The organism is Methyloligella sp. GL2 (assembly GCF_013341275.1).
In the GTDB taxonomy this organism is placed as follows: Bacteria; Pseudomonadota; Alphaproteobacteria; order Rhizobiales; family Methyloligellaceae; genus Methyloligella.
Map to the genome: position 1 here is coordinate 2,405,781 of NZ_CP054476.1, position 15,083 is coordinate 2,420,863.

The window sequence follows — 15,083 nt, forward strand, 5'->3', positions numbered from 1 at the left end:
ACGCCGCGGCCTTACAAACGCGGCCATGTTCCAGACCTACGATGAGACGCCGCCCTCCGGCTCGGCGGCAGACCGGCTCGGCGCTTTGCGCGACGCGCTGGACACCCACGGCATTCAGGGCTTCCTGGTGCCCCATAGCGACGAGCATCAGAACGAGTTCCTGCCGGCCTCGGCCGAGAGGCTGCATTGGCTGACCGGCTTCTCCGGCTCGGCCGGCACGGCCATCGTCACGCTGGACGATGCGGTGCTGTTCGTTGATGGGCGCTACCGGCTGCAGGCGCGGCAGCAGGTCGATACCGGACTGTACGAGATCCTGCAGATTCCCGGCCACCGCCCTTCTCATTGGATCGCCGAAAAACTCTCCGCCGGGGACAAGCTCGGCTATGACGCCAATCTGCACACGGTGAAGGAGATCGAGCGGCTCACCGAGACGCTTGGCGAATCCGGCATCTCGCTGGTGCCGCTCGCCGACAACCCGATCGATTCGCTGTGGACTGGCCGGCCGCCGGCCCCCTCCGCCCCCGCCTACCCGCATGGGGAGCGCTTCTCCGGCAAAAGCGCGCAAGAGAAGATCGCCCATGTGCGAGAGCAGCTGGATCACGCGGGTGCCGATGCGCTGCTTCTCACCATGCTCGATTCTATCGCTTGGCTGTTCAATATCCGCGGCGGCGATATCAGCCATACGCCGCTGGTGCTGTCTTTCGCGCTTGTTCCGGCAGAGGGCCGCCCCACCCTGTTCGTCGATCCGGCCAAGATCGGCGACAATGTGCGCGGCGCGCTCGGCGAGTTGATCGACTTCCAGCCGCCGAAAGCCCTGGACGATGCGCTGGCCGCACTGGGCGCGGAAAAGGCGGTGGTGAAGCTCGACCCGACCACCACGCCTGCCCGGTTCGAGAATGTGCTGCGCGATGCCGGCGCTAGCATCCTGCACCGCACCGATCCTTGCATCGCGGCCAAGGCGATCAAGACGGAGGCCGAGATCGAGGGCGCGCGGGCGGCGCATCTGCGCGACGGGATCGCCATGGCTCGCTTCCTCGCCTGGCTCGACCGGGAGGGGCAGGACGGCGGCGTCGACGAGGTGGACGCGGCGGTAAAACTGGAGTCTTTCCGGGCCGATACGGGCGAATTGAAAGAGATCAGTTTCGACAGCATCTCCGCCGCCGGACCCAACGGGGCGGTGGTGCATTATCGGCCGATGAACGCGACCAAACGCAAGCTCGAGCCGGGCTCGCTCTATCTGATCGATTCGGGCGCGCAATATGAGGACGGCACCACCGACATCACCCGCACCGTCGCCATCGGCGCGCCGACGCCGGAAATGCGCCGGCATTACACGCTGGTGCTGAAGGGGCATATCGCCGTCTCCCGCGCGCGCTTCCCGGAGAAAACGCGGGGGCAGGATCTCGATCCGCTGGCGCGGCTGCCGCTGTGGCAGGCCGGGCTGGATTACGATCACGGCACCGGCCACGGGGTCGGCAGCTTCCTTTCGGTGCATGAGGGGCCGCAGCGGCTCTCCCGCGCCGGCACTGTGGAGCTTAAGCCGGGCATGATCCTCTCCAACGAACCGGGCTATTACCGCGAGGGCGAATACGGCATCCGCATCGAGAATCTGGTGCTGGTGACGCCGCCGGCGCCGATCGAGGGCGGCGAGCGTGAGATGCTGGGCTTCGAGACGCTGACGCTGGCGCCCTACGACAACCGGCTGATCGAGATCGCGCTGCTGACTTCCGAGGAGATCACCTGGCTCAACGATTACAACACCCGGGTGCGCGATGCGCTGATCCCCGGGCTTAGGGGTGCGGATATCGACTGGCTGCGCCAAGCCACGGCGCCCTTCGCATGATCTTCGACTTCTGGGCCAATGTCGTCTCCGGGCTTGCCGCGACGCTGACGACGGCGGCCTTCCTGCCGCAGGCGCTGCACATCATCCGCTGCAAGGACACCAAGGCGATCTCGCTCACCATGTATCTGATCTTTGCGGCCGGGGTCGCCTGCTGGCTGACCTTCGGGGTGATGATCTGGAACTGGCCGATGATGATCGCCAACCTGATCACCCTGTCCCTGGCGCTGGCGATCATCGCCATGAAGCTGCGCTATGGGTGAGGCTCAAAGCATTGGGAACACTGTCGTCATCGCCGGGCTTGACCCGGCGATCCATGCCGTTCCCTTGCCGCTTGCGCCCTGCTGAGATGGGCACCGCTCCCCGCGCCGAGCGGTCACGGCGTGGATGCCCGGATCAAGTCCGGGCATGACGAAGGTGTATTTGGCGAGTGACGAAAGAGGGTGGAGCTTCGCTATGGGTGAGGTCCCAAATACCTCGTCATGCTGAGGACTGCCCCCTCCCCCTAAAAGGGGGAGGGTCGGGGTGGGGGTCAGGCGACAGGCCTCCGTCCGTAAAACAGAGACCCCCCTCTAACTCCCCCCTTTTAGGGGGGAGGATTCGGCCGTGCATAACGGCACGGACTTCTCCCTCTCCCCTCTGGGGAGAGGGCTGCGGTGAGGGGGTGCCAACCTATCGAGAGTCCTCTCCCCCCCCTCACCCGGTCCTTCGGACCGACCTCTCCCCACAGGGGAGAGGTGAAGCGTCAGGAGCTCAGGGCTCACCCCTGCCCGATCAGCGTCAGCCACTCGTCTTCAGTCAGCACCTCGACACCCAGCTCTTTCGCGTTCTTCAGCTTGGAGCCAGCGCCGGGGCCGGCCACCACAATATCGGTGTTCTTGGAAACGGAACCTGAGACCTTGGCACCGAGGCGCTCGGCGGTGGCCTTGGCCTCGGAGCGGGTCATCTGCTCCAGACTGCCGGTGAAGACGACGCGCTTGCCCGAAATCGGCGTCGATTGATCGGCCTGCTCCAAGGGCTCGGGCGTGACGTAGTGGACCAGCTCGTCCAGCACGTCCCGATTATGCGGCTCGGCGAAGAAATCGATCAGCGCCTCGGCCGCCGTCTTGCCGATCCCGTCGATGGAGAGCAGCTCCTTATAGGCCTCGCTCTCCTCCCCCTCGCCCGCCGCCTGCATGGCGTTGCGGAAGGTTTCGAAATCGCCATAGGAGCGGGCGAGCAGCCGGGCGGTGATCTCGCCGACATGGCGAATGCCGAGCGCATAGATGAAGCGGTCGAGGCCTATTCGGCGCCGCTCGTCGATAGCCTTGAACAGGTTGGAAACGGAAAGCGGTCCCCAGCCTTCGCGGTCCTGCAGCTTGGTCTTCCGGGCTTCGTTCTCCGCCTCCAGCTTGAAGATATCCGGGGGCGAGGAGATCAAGTTCTCGTCGTAGAAGCTCTGGATGTTCTTCTCGCCGAGCCCTTCGATATCGAAGGCGTTGCGGGAGACGAAATGCTTCAGCCGCTCCACTCGCTGGGCGGCGCAGATCAGCCCGCCGGTGCAGCGACGCACGGCGTCACGCCGTCCGGTTTTCTCGTCGACCTCGCGCACCGCAAGGCTGCCGCAGACCGGGCATTTGGTCGGAAATTCGTAGGGCTCCGAGTCCTTCGGCCGCTTGTCCAAGACGACATCGACCACTTGCGGGATGACGTCGCCGGCCCGCTGGATGATCACCGTGTCGCCGACGCGGATATCCCGCCCCTCGCGGATCGGCTCGCCCTTGGCGCCGATGCCGGCGATGTAATCCTCGTTGTGCAGCGTAGCGTTCTGCACCACGACGCCGCCGACAGTGACCGGCTCCAGCTTGGCAACGGGGGTGAGCGCGCCGGTGCGGCCCACCTGGATATCGATCTCGCGCAGCACGGTGGTCGCCTGCTCGGCCGGGAATTTCTGCGCCACGGCCCAGCGGGGCGAGCGGGAGACGAAACCGAGCCGCTCCTGAAGGCTGAGCGAGTCGACCTTGTAGACGATGCCATCGATATCGTAGTCGAGATCGGCGCGCTCGCCCTCGATATGGTGATAGGTGTCGAGCATGGCCTGCAGGCCGTCGGCGAGACGCATCAAGGGGTTCACCGGAAAGCCCCAGCGCTTCATCGCGTCATAGACGCCCCATTGGCTCTCGGCGGGCAGCGCAGCCACCTCGCCCCAGGCATAGGCGAAGAAGGCGAGCGGACGGCCGGCGGTGACCTTGGGATCGAGCTGGCGCAAGGAGCCGGCGGCGGCATTGCGCGGATTGGCGAACAGCCGATCCCCCTTCTTTTCCTGCTCCTGGTTGAGCTGGAAAAACGCGCTCTTGCTCATATAGATCTCGCCGCGGATCTCGAACGGATCGGGGAAATCCTTGGCTTTCACCGTGTGGGGAATATCGGGGATGGTGCGCACATTGGCGGTGACATCCTCCCCCTCATAGCCATCGCCCCGGGTCGCGGCCTGCACCAGGCGGCCCTTCTCGTAGCGCAACGAGATGGAGAGCCCGTCGATCTTCGGCTCGGCAGTGAATTCCAGCGGCTTGTCGTCATCGAGATTGAGGAAGCGGCGGATGCGGGCGACGAATTCGGCGACCCCCTCATCGTCGAACACATTGCCCAGCGACAGCATCGGCACTTTGTGGCGCACCTTGCCGAACGCGGCGGACGGTGCCGCACCGACACGCAAGCTCGGGCTGTCGGAGCGGACCAGCTGCGGGAACAGCGCCTCGATGGCCTCGTTGCGCAGGCGCAGCTCGTCATAGTCCGCATCGCTCAGAACCGGCGCGTCCTCGACGTAATAGAGCTCGTCATTCTTGGCGATCTCTTGCGCCAAGCGCTTCAGCTCGGCGGCGGCTTGTTCCTCGGTCAGTGCCTCGGGTGCGATGTCCGGAAAGCCGGTCTCCGCCGCCTCATCCGCCTTACTCTCGGTCTTGGCTTTGGTCTTGGTCTCGCTCATGAGCTCCGCCCCATCAACCGCTCGGCGGCGGCGCGGGCCTCGTCGGTGATGTCGTGGCCGGCCAGCATACGGGCGATCTCTTCGCGGCGGTCCTCGCCGTTGAGCGGCGAAACGCGGGTGGCCACGGCCTCCTCCTTGCCGGCGGCGACGGTCTCCTTGGCGATGCGCATATGGCCGGAGGCAAGGGCTGCGACTTGCGGCGCGTGGGTCACCACCAGCACCTGGACTTGCTCGGCGAGCCGGGCGAGACGTTCGCCGATGGCGGCCGCGGTGGCCCCGCCGACGCCGGTATCCACCTCATCGAAGACCAAGGTCGGCGCGGAGCCGCGCGAAGCCAGCACCACTTTCAGCGCCAGGATGAAACGGGCCAGCTCGCCGCCGGACGCGACCTTCATCATCGGGCCAGGCTCGGTGCCGGGATTGGTCTGCACCCAGAAAGCGATGCGGTCGATGCCGCTGGGGCCGCCCTCCTCCAGGCTGACGGTCTCGCATTGGGTGATCAGCTTGGCCTTCTCCAGCTTCAGCGGGCCCAGCTCGGCCTTGACCGCCTTGTCCAGCTTGCCGGCGGCGCTGTGGCGGGCCTTGCTGACGGCCAGGGCCTGGCGTTCATACTCGGCGAGGGCCGCCTTCGCTCCCTTGGCCAGCTCTTCAAGCTGCTCCTCGCCATGGTCGAGAGTGGCGAGCTCAGCCTCCAGCTTGGTGACCAGCTCGGGCAGATCGTCGACGCCGACCTTGTGCTTGCGGGCCAGCGCGCGCAGGGCAAACAGACGCTCCTCGGCGCGTTCCAGCTCGTCGGGCTCGAAGGCAGTCTCGGCGATGGTGCGTTCGATCAGGGTCTGAGCGGAATCGGTCTCGGCCAGCACCTTTTCCAGGGCTTCGGCCACGGGGGCGAGAAAATCGCCGGCCGCGCCGGTCTGGCGCTCGATGCGGCGCAGCGCGGCGGCGATGCGGGCGTTCGCGGTCCCCTCGCCGCCAAGCGCATCCAGCGCCTCGTTCAGCTCGTCTGCGATCTTCTCCGCATTCATCATCATCTGGCGCCGTTCGGCCAAAATTTCCTCCTCGCCCGGCTGCGGCGCGAGGGTCTTCAGCTCTTCCAACGCATGAGAGACGAAATCGGCATCGGCGCGGATGGTGGCGAGCTCCGCCTCATGGGCGCGCAAGGCCCGCTCTGCGGCACGCCAGCCGTCCCAGGCGCTTGCAAGCTTCGCCACCTTGGCGTCGAGCCCGGCGAAGGCATCGACCAGATCGCGATGTCCGTTGGGATCGACCAGTGCGCGGTCGTCATGCTGGCCGTGGATCTCCACCAGAGCCTGGCCGATGCGGTGCAGGAGCTGCACGCCGACGCTCTGATCGTTGATGAAGGCGCGGGTGCGGCCATCGGCGTTCTGCACCCGGCGCAAGATCAGCACGCCTTCGTCGGGAATGTCGTTCTCGGCAAGATGCTGCAGGGCCGGATGCTCCGGCTCCAGCTCGAACACGGCGGTGACCTGGCCCTGGCTCTGGCCCTTGCGCACCAGCGCCGCGTCGCCCCGCCCGCCGAGAGCGAGCGCGAAGGCGTCCAGCAGGATCGACTTGCCGGCGCCGGTCTCGCCGGTCAGCACCGAGAGGCCGGGACCGAATTCCAGATCCAGCGTGTCGATCAGAACGATGTCGCGGATCGACAGAGAAATCAGCATGGGCGTGCCGTTAGGCCGGATTGCCGCTGCCTTCGAAGGTCTGGGTGATCCACGAGCCTTCGTGCTCCTGAGGCTGGCGCCCCTTCTTCTGCAGCAGAGCGTAGGCGTGTTTGTACCACTTGCTGTCCGGGAAGTTGTGCCCCAGCACGGCTGCGGCGGTTTCCGCCTCGTTGACGATGCCGAGAGCCAGATAAGCCTCGGTCAGGCGCATCAACGCCTCTTCCACCTGCTCCGTCTGCTGGTACTTGGTGACCACGTCGCGGAAGCGGTTGATGGCCGCCAGATAATTGTTGTTGCGCAAATAGTAGCGGCCGACGGTCATCTCGTTGGCCGCCAGCAGATTGCGCAGGATCAGAACCCGATTCTGTGCCTCCGCCGCATAACGCGAGTCGGAATAGCGCTGCAACAGCGTCTCATAGGCGCCGAGGGCTTTGCGGGCATTGGTCTGGTCGCGCTTCGGATCCAGCACCTGATCGTAATACGACATGGCGATGATGTTCTGGGCGAGCGGCGCTTCTTCGGTGCCCGGATGCAGGGTCAGATAGCGCTGCCCGGCGGAGATCGCCTCGGTGTATTTGCCGACCTTGTAGTAGGAATAGGCCGCCATGACGATGGAGTGGCGCGCCTCTTGCGAGTACGGATGATTGATATCGACATCTTCGTACTTCTGGGCGGCGTCCTTGTATTTCTGCTCGTTCATCAAGGTCTCGGCTTCGCCGTAGATCACCTCCGGCGGCCGGGAATCCATCTCCGGACCGGTCTCCTTCTTGTTGAACAGCCCGCCGCTGAACACATCCTTGCCCGGAAGCCCGCCGCCACAGCCGGCAAGCGCGAACGCCGCCAGAACCAGGACGGCCCCTGCGGTCAGGCGCTTTGGGCGCACGCTGATCGATTGGAAACGCGGCAAAACGGCAAACCCCCCGAACATTTGATCCCTTGCAATGCGAGCCTTCGGACGGCCCGTTAAATGCTGCAGTCGCATCTAGCACGCATCCTCACGTACCGGCCATACGCTCTTTTGCCTCGCGCCCGGCCACGAAGCGCCCGGATTATGGTGTTTTTTTGCCCCGGAGGCAGCAAGAAACGGCGTATCCCCTTCTCTTAGCAGATTTCGCCGGAGCCGCATAAGCAAACGGCGGAGCGTCGCCGCTCCGCCGTTCAATTCAAACTTGGCACGTCTGGCTACTGGCTTAGCTGCGATCTGCTGCAAAGTTCGCCGCGGCAAGGCGCGGGCTGAGCTCGGCATGGCGAATCTCACGGGCCCGGGGCGCCTCGACCATGGTCCAGGCTTCCGGATCGGCGAGAAGCTCTTTCACCACCAGGCTGTTGAGGCGATGGCCGCCGCGCACCGAGCGGTAAGACCCGAGGATCGGCGCACCGGCCAGAGCCAGATCGCCAACCGCGTCCAGAGCCTTATGGCGCACGAACTCGTCTTCGAAGCGCAGGCCCTCGGGGTTGACGATCCGCTCGTCGCCGATGGCGACGGTGTTTTCCAGCGAGGCGCCAAGGGCAAGCCCGGCAGCCCAAAGCTTCTCCACATCCTTCATGAAGCCGAAGGTGCGGGCGCGGGACAGCTCGCGGCGGAAGGAGCCGGGATTGAGATCCAGCTCGATGCGCTGCTTGCCGATGAAGCAATCCTCGAACTCGATTTCGACGTCGAGGTGAAAACCGTTATAGGGGGTGAGTTCGCCGGAGGCGGCGCCATCCTGGACGCGGATGGGCTTGAGAACCTTGATGTAGCGGCGGGGGGCGTCCAGCTCGGTAAGGCCGATCTCGTCGATGGCGTCGACGAACTGGATCGAGCTGCCATCCATGATCGGCACTTCGCCGCTGTCGATCTCGACGATGACATTGTCGACACCGAGGCCGCGCAGCGCCGCCATCAGATGCTCGACCGTCGCCACCGAGGCGCCGTTGCCGTCGCCGAGAACCGTGCAAAGCGTCACGCCGGTGACCATCCGCTGATCGGCGGGGATCTCCGTGCCTTCGGCCTCGCCATTCCCGATCAGGAAGCGAATGCCGGTGTCGCTATCGGCAGGATAAAGAAGCATGGAGACTGGTGCGCCGCTGTGGACCCCCGTCCCCGTCAGAACGACTTCGCCAGCGAGTGTGGTCTGGCTTGCCCCGATAAACCCCTTCATAGTCCCCCACGCCGTAGTTTTGAGTTCCCAAACTCAGTTCGAGCCAATTCGTTAAACTCGAACCCCCCTGGACCGACGCGTTGAACCTCTTAAACGTGCTCGTGGTCGCGTTCGATCAACCTATTGAGAACCATAAACGGGGCTGCGTGGGGCGACAAATCACGCTTTCTTTCAATGTGTTACCGCCCCCGTAACCATATAACTCCTTGAATTAACTACACATCTTTACCGTATGTGGCGGTTGCCCGCTCGCAATTTTACAGAAACTGCGAGCGGTTAGTTGGCCTGGCGGCGGAGAAAGGCGGGAATCTCCAGATCGTCCTGATTCTCCGATTCGTCGCTCCCCTCAGCCTGGAGATCGGCACGGCGCTTCAGCGATGCCCGCTTCGGCATCGGCGTCACGCCAGCGCGGTCGGTGCCACGCTCCGGAGCGGACTCTTGCGGCCGCACGATCTTGGCACCGCCCTGCTGCTCGGCACGCGGAGCCGGCGCGGCAGGCGCCTCCTCCGGATCGGCCAGCTTGGGCTCGGCACGCCGCGGCTCGCCGAGCTGGGGCTCGCCGAAATTCGGCTCGTGCTTGGAGTCGTCTTCCTCGTCCTCCTTACGGAGCGCGACGCCGGCGAGGCGCTCCAGGAAGCCCACTTTACGCTTATGGGCATCCAGGCCTTGGGCGTCGTGATCGCCCGACTTGGCCCGGATCTCGTTCTGGGCCACGACGGGAAGCTCGTCGACATTGGGCATGCGGCGCACGGGACGCGCGGCGCTAGCCGGCGGGGCCGGGCTGAACTTCGGCGCAGGCGCAGCCGGCTTCTCCGCGGCGGGAGCCTGGGCACGCGGGGCCGGAGCCGGACGGCGCTCGATGGTGACGTTGCCCGGAGCCTGCCAAAGCGGTGCCTGGTTCTCGGTCCGCGGCGCGGCCGGCTTCTCCTCGGCCGTGGCTTCGCGCTTGCCGCCGATGCTCGGCGGCATGGCGCTGAGGCCGGCCAGACGCTCGGTCAGGGTCAGCGGCTCTTCTTCCGCACTCTCCTGACGCTCCTCCGGCACGGTCGCCTCGAAGTCGACCGGACCGAGGCCCGTGGCGACAACGGAGACGCGGATCACGCCATCGAGCTTATCGTCGAAGGTGGCGCCGACGATGATGTTGGCGTCCTCATCGGCCTCGGCACGAATACGGCTGGCCGCCTCGTCCACCTCGTAGAGGGTGAGATCGTTGCCACCGGTGATCGACACCAGAAGGCCGCTCGCCCCGCGCATGGAAACGTCGTCCAGCAGCGGATTGGAAATCGCCGCATCGGCGGCTTCGACGGCGCGGCGCTCGCCGGAGCTTTCGCCCGTGCCCATCATCGCCTTGCCCATGCCGGCCATGATGGTGCGGACATCGGCGAAGTCGAGATTGATCAGGCCTTCCTTCACCATCAGATCGGTGATGCAGGAAACACCCGAGCGCAGGACGTCGTCGGCCATGGCGAAGGCGTCGGAGAAGGTGGTCTTCTCGTTGGCGACGCGGAACAGGTTCTGGTTCGGGATCACCAGCAGCGTGTCGACATACTGCTCAAGCTCGGAGATGCCGGATTCGGCGGACCGCAGGCGCTTCACGCCTTCGAACTGGAACGGCTTGGTGACGACGCCCACGGTGAGGATGCCCTCCTCGCGGGAGGCGCGGGCAATCACCGGCGCGGCACCGGTGCCTGTGCCACCGCCCATGCCGGCGGTGATGAACACCATGTGCGATCCGGTGAGATGGGACTTGATGTCGGCCATCGCCTCTTCGGCGGCGGCGGCACCGATCTCCGGCTTGGAGCCGGCGCCCAGTCCTTCGGTCACGTTGGTGCCCATCTGGACGCGGCGCTCGGCGGTAGAGCTGTGCAGAGCCTGGGCGTCGGTGTTGGCGACGACGAAGTCCACCCCCTCGACACCGGCTGCGATCATGTTGTTGACGGCATTGCCACCCGCGCCACCGACACCGAATACGGTGATGCGCGGCTTTAGCTCCGTCACGTCGGGGACTTTCAGATTGATGGTCATGGCGCTGTTCCGTTCCTCTGTCCTAGGACGTGTGTCCTTCGTATCCGGCTCCCCCTCGCGAAACTTCTAGCGAAGAGCCTGCGGTGTTCGACTTCGTCAAAAATTGTCCCGGATCCACTCGCTTACCCAGGCGAAATAGCCTGTGCCGGTTCCGAGAAAACGCTGCTGCGACCGGCTCGACAGCCGGTCGTCTCCCCGCGCCCACTGGTGCAGAAGCCCGGTGGCCGTGGAAAAATCTGGGCCCTGCCCGACATCGCCGGCGCCGAGCAAAGGCTTCGGCCGCCCAAGGCGTGCGGGCTTGCCAAACATATTGGAGGCGAGCTCCGGCAAGCCGGTGAGCTGGCTGCCGCCGCCGGTCAGCACCAGGTGCTGTGCCGCATCGGCTGCGTGATCGTTAGCCGCGAGACGCTTGCGCATCTGATCGAGAATCTCCTCGATGCGCGGCCGCAGCATCACCGCCAGCTGAGCCTTGGTGATCTGATTGAGATTATGGCCGTGCGCATCGCCCACCGTCGGATAGGTGATGATCTCGCATTCGTCGGAGGGCGTGGCGAAGGCGCTGCCATGCAGGGTCTTCAGCCGCTCGGCATGCTCGATCGGGGTCGACAGGCTGCGGGCGATATCGGTGGTCAGGCCGTAGCCGCCCATGGCGATGGCATCGACATGGATCAGATGGCCATCCTGGAACACCGAAAGCGTGGTGGTGCCGGCGCCGAAATCGATGGTGGCGACGCCGAGCTCGGCCTCGTCCTGGCTGATCACCGACAGTGCCGAGGCGTAAGGCGCGGCGACCAGGGCCGAGACGCCGAGATGGCAGCGCTCGACGCAGAGCATCAGGTTGCGCATGGCGACGTCGTCGGCGGTCACCGTATGGATGTCGATGGCCAGGCGCTCGCCGCTCATACCGAGGGGATCGTGGATGCCGCGATTGTCGTCGAGGTCGTAGCTGATCGGCAGGGCGTGCAGCACGGTGCGACCGTCGCGGGCCGCGTACTGCCAGCCGCCGGCCAGGATGCGGGCGATATCGTCCTCGCGCACCACGCCGTTGGCCAGCGCCACGCTGGCGGAGAAGCTGTCGCTCTTCAGGCGGCCGCAGGTGACGGCGATGGCGACGTCCTCGACGGTCACCTCGGCCATGCGTTCCGCCTCGTCGACGGCCGAGCGAATGCAATGCTCGGCGCTGTCGAGATTGACGATCATGCCGCCCTTCATGCCCTCGGCGCGATGATGGCCGAAGCCCAGCAGCCCGAACTGCATAGGCTCGCCATCGAGCCAATCGGGAGCAGCCTGCGCCTTGGCGATCAGGCAGCCGATCTTGCTCGTGCCGATATCCAGCACTGCGAGGGTTTTGGGGCGCCTTGCCCTATTTAAGATTGGATGCCGCATCCTTCGTTAAATCCAATCGGGTCCTTTACTTGCCTCGGTTCGTTACGTGTTCCCCTTCGGCACTGCGCTCGTGCTCGCCGTCGGTGTTGTCGGCTGTCCGGCGGGTGGCCCCCCGTCAGGCAGCGATGGTGTCTCATGCAGGCGGACAGTGACCCGGTCGGCGAGACGCAGATCCACGCTCGCGATATGCCGGTTCAGCAGCCCGCGCTGGCTGTCGAGTTCGCTCAGAGCCGTCAGCGCCTGGCCGATATTGTCGTCCGGCAGCATGACGTCGAGCCCTGAGGTGAGCTTCAGGTTCCAGCGGCGGTCGCCGACGCGGATCGCCGCCAGCAGCTGGCGCTTCAGCTCGGGAAAATCCGACAAGGTGGCATAGAGCGCCTTGGCGCCGGTCGCCGCGCCCTGCCCCACCACGATGGGAAGCTCCGGATAGGCATCCGGCACGGCGGGGGCGAGCACCACGCCTTCGGAATCGATGACGTAGGTCTTTCCCTTGTTCTGCCAGACGGCATAAGGGGTGCGCTCCTCGACCACGACCTTCAGCGTCGAGGGCAGAAGCCGCATCACCTGGGCATGTTTGATCCAGGACAGCTTCTCCAGCCGCTCTTTCGCCGCCGCGGTATCGAAGGCGAGCAAAATCGTGTCGGGCGTGACGTCGAGCGCCTGGGTGATCTGGGCGTCGGAGGCATGGCCCTGGCCTTCCAGCGCGATCTGGCTGGTGCCGAGACCGGCCGCCACGGCGAGCGCGCCGATGCCGTTCTGAGCCTGGGTGTAGAGCGTGCCGATCTGGCCGCCATACCAAAGTCCGTAAGCGGCGCCGAGACCGACGAAGCCGGCGGCCACCACGCGCCAGGACCGGGTGCGCCGGCTGCGGTGCAGCTCGATGCGGCGCAGGCGCCGGCTGGAGACGCGGCGGATGTCGCGGGAGCCGGTAAGCTCGACGGGCTTGAGCTTGGATTGGCGCGCAACAGCGAGCGCCCGCTCGCGCAGCGGGTCGGCAGGCTTTTTCGCTTTCTTAAGTCCAAGCCGTTTAGGCAAAGACGTTAGCGATTGCACGACGCATCCTCCACAATCCAACGGACCAGATCGCCAAATGAGCGACCGCTATACGCCGCAAGCTCGGGCACGAGCGACGTAGAGGTCATTCCGGGCTGGGTGTTGACTTCGAGGCAGATCAGGCCGTCCAGGCCGTCTTTGGTATCGTCGTAACGGAAGTCCGCTCGGCTTACCCCTCTGCAGCCCAGTGCCCGATGAGCCGCAAGGGACAGCTTCCGTACCAATTGGTAAACATTAGGTAAAATTTTAGCGGGCAGGACGTGGTCGGAGCCCCCAGCGGCGTATTTTGCCTCATAGTCGTAGAATACCGCCTCGCCCGCCGGCAGAATCTCGATCACGTCCAGCGGATCGTCGCCCATCACCGCGCAGGTTAGCTCGCGGCCGGGGATGTAGCGCTCGATCATGACCTCCTCGCCAAATCCCCATTCGGAGGCGAACAGCTCTTGCGGCGGATGGCTCTGATCCTCGCGCACGATGAAGACGCCGACCGAGGAGCCCTCATTCACCGGCTTGATCACGTAAGGCGGCTCCATGGGGTGGGCCTTGGCGGCCTCCAGGCGCGGCAGCACCAGGCTCTCGGCGACGGGAACGCCGCCTGCCTTCAGCGCAGACTTGGCGCGCTCCTTGTGCATGGCGAGAGCGGAGGCCAGCACGCCGGAATGGGTATAGGGGATGCCGAGGGTCTCCAGCACGCCCTGCACGCAGCCATCCTCGCCGTAGCGGCCATGCAGAGCGTTGAAGCAGACATCGGGAGAGACTTCGGTGAGCTGCGCGGCGACGTCGCGGCCGGCGTCGATCTTGGTGATGCGATAGCCTTCGCCCTCAAGCGCGGCGGCGCAGGCATCGCCCGAGCGCAGAGAGACCTCGCGCTCGGCAGACATGCCGCCCATCAACACCGCTACATGAATGTCGTTCGCGCTCATCTCGCGCCGGCCCCCCGAAGCTCGATTCGCGCTCAGAGCCTGCCTGCCGAATCGGCCAAGTGGTTGAAAAACCACACGAAGCAGGGCCCATTAGCGAATCACTTGCTCTAACTGGTCTACGATAGAGACGCGCAAGAGACAATGCCGGACCGTCCACAGGAATCGGATAAAGCGATTTTTATGGTTTTACGCCGAGGCGCTTGATTTCCCAGTCGAGTTGCACGCCGCTGGTCTGTTTCACGCGGGCGCGCACGGTCTCGCCCAGCTCTTCCAGATCGGCGGCGCTGGCGCCCCCCTCATTGATGAGGAAATTGCAGTGCAATTCGGAGACTTTGGCGCCTCCGATCTCCAGCCCGCGGCAGCCGGCAGCGTCGATCAGCTGCCAGGATTTATGGCCTTGCGGGTTCTTGAAGGTGCTGCCGCCGGTGCGGCTCTTGATCGGCTGCACCTCCTCCCGGTAATCGGCGATCTCCTTCATCTCCGCCTGGATCGCGGCGGTGTCGCCCGGCCTCCCCTGGAACAGGGCTTCGGTGAAGATGAAATCCTCCGGCGCGCCGCAATGGCGGTAGGTGTAGCCGAGCGCGGCGACGGGCAGAATATGGATCTTGCCGCGGCGGTCGACGGCGCGGGCCTCGATCAGGATATCCTTGGTCTCGCCGCCATGGGCGCCGGCATTCATGCGCAGCGCTCCGCCGATGGAGCCGGGAATGCCGCGATAGAAGGCGAGCCCGGCAATACCGGCATCGCCGGCGGCACGGGCGACCTTCACGTCGGGCACGGCGGCGCCGGCGCGGATGCGGCTTCCCTCCTCGACCTCGATGATGCCGAAGCCTTTTCCGAGGCGGATCACCACCCCGCCGATGCCGCCATCGCGGATCAGCAGGTTGGAGCCGAGCCCGATGGTGGTCACCGGCACCTCTTCGGGCAGGTTGCTCAGGAAGTAAGCGAGATCGGCCTCGTCGGCCGGAATGAACAGCGCCTCGGCCGGACCGCCGACCCGGAACCAGGAAAGATCGGCCAAGGTCACGGCAGGCCTCAGCGCGCCGCGCAGCTCGGGCATGGCGGCGGCAAGCT

At 65.4% G+C, this 15,083-nt stretch carries 11 protein-coding genes; 2 read left to right on the plus strand and 9 right to left on the minus strand.

The annotated features are described in order from the left end of the window. Positions 1–25: 25 nt before the first annotated feature. Entirely contained in the window at positions 26–1,843 is a 1,818-nt protein-coding gene (locus tag HT051_RS11325; protein ID WP_174542129.1) for an aminopeptidase P family protein, read from the plus strand. Then, complete coding sequence (locus HT051_RS11330; RefSeq protein WP_174542130.1) at positions 1,840–2,103, plus strand: SemiSWEET transporter; 264 nt, start codon at positions 1,840–1,842, stop codon at positions 2,101–2,103. The genes HT051_RS11325 and HT051_RS11330 overlap by 4 nt, the downstream gene beginning before the upstream one ends. 497 nt (positions 2,104–2,600) lie before the next feature. On the opposite strand, the gene ligA is transcribed toward HT051_RS11330, so the two are convergent. The 9 genes from ligA to murB form a co-directional block, all read right to left on the minus strand. Continuing rightward, the gene (gene ligA / locus HT051_RS11335; RefSeq protein ID WP_174542131.1) at positions 2,601–4,805 is read right to left on the minus strand and encodes an NAD-dependent DNA ligase LigA; all 2,205 of its coding nucleotides are present in this window, start codon (positions 4,803–4,805) and stop codon (positions 2,601–2,603) included. After that, the gene (gene recN / locus HT051_RS11340; protein WP_174542132.1) at positions 4,802–6,481 is read right to left on the minus strand and encodes a DNA repair protein RecN; all 1,680 of its coding nucleotides are present in this window, start codon (positions 6,479–6,481) and stop codon (positions 4,802–4,804) included. Before recN ends, ligA begins: the two co-directional genes overlap by 4 nt. Before the next feature lie 10 nt (positions 6,482–6,491). Further along, positions 6,492–7,388: an outer membrane protein assembly factor BamD gene (locus tag HT051_RS11345; protein WP_246810067.1), complete on the minus strand. Its 897-nt coding sequence runs from the start codon at positions 7,386–7,388 to the stop codon at positions 6,492–6,494. 283 nt (positions 7,389–7,671) lie between these two features. Next, positions 7,672–8,622, minus strand: a complete 951-nt coding sequence (lpxC, locus tag HT051_RS11350) for a UDP-3-O-acyl-N-acetylglucosamine deacetylase (protein ID WP_174542134.1) — start codon at positions 8,620–8,622, stop codon at positions 7,672–7,674. Positions 8,623–8,898: 276 nt separating this feature from the next. Beyond that, positions 8,899–10,647, minus strand: a complete 1,749-nt coding sequence (gene ftsZ, locus HT051_RS11355) for a cell division protein FtsZ (protein ID WP_174542135.1) — start codon at positions 10,645–10,647, stop codon at positions 8,899–8,901. 96 nt (positions 10,648–10,743) lie between these two features. Continuing rightward, on the minus strand, positions 10,744–11,985 hold the full coding sequence (gene ftsA / locus HT051_RS11360; RefSeq protein ID WP_174542136.1) for a cell division protein FtsA: 1,242 nt from the start codon (positions 11,983–11,985) through the stop codon (positions 10,744–10,746). 90 nt (positions 11,986–12,075) lie between these two features. Beyond that, on the minus strand, positions 12,076–13,086 hold the full coding sequence (locus HT051_RS11365; protein ID WP_174542137.1) for a cell division protein FtsQ/DivIB: 1,011 nt from the start codon (positions 13,084–13,086) through the stop codon (positions 12,076–12,078). After that, positions 13,074–14,009, minus strand: coding sequence for a D-alanine--D-alanine ligase (locus HT051_RS11370; protein ID WP_174542138.1), 936 nt, complete (start codon positions 14,007–14,009; stop codon positions 13,074–13,076). Before HT051_RS11370 ends, HT051_RS11365 begins: the two co-directional genes overlap by 13 nt. A 178-nt stretch (positions 14,010–14,187) precedes the next feature. Continuing rightward, positions 14,188–15,069, minus strand: a complete 882-nt coding sequence (murB, locus tag HT051_RS11375; RefSeq protein WP_174542986.1) for a UDP-N-acetylmuramate dehydrogenase — start codon at positions 15,067–15,069, stop codon at positions 14,188–14,190. Between the last annotated feature and the right edge of the window lie 14 nt (positions 15,070–15,083).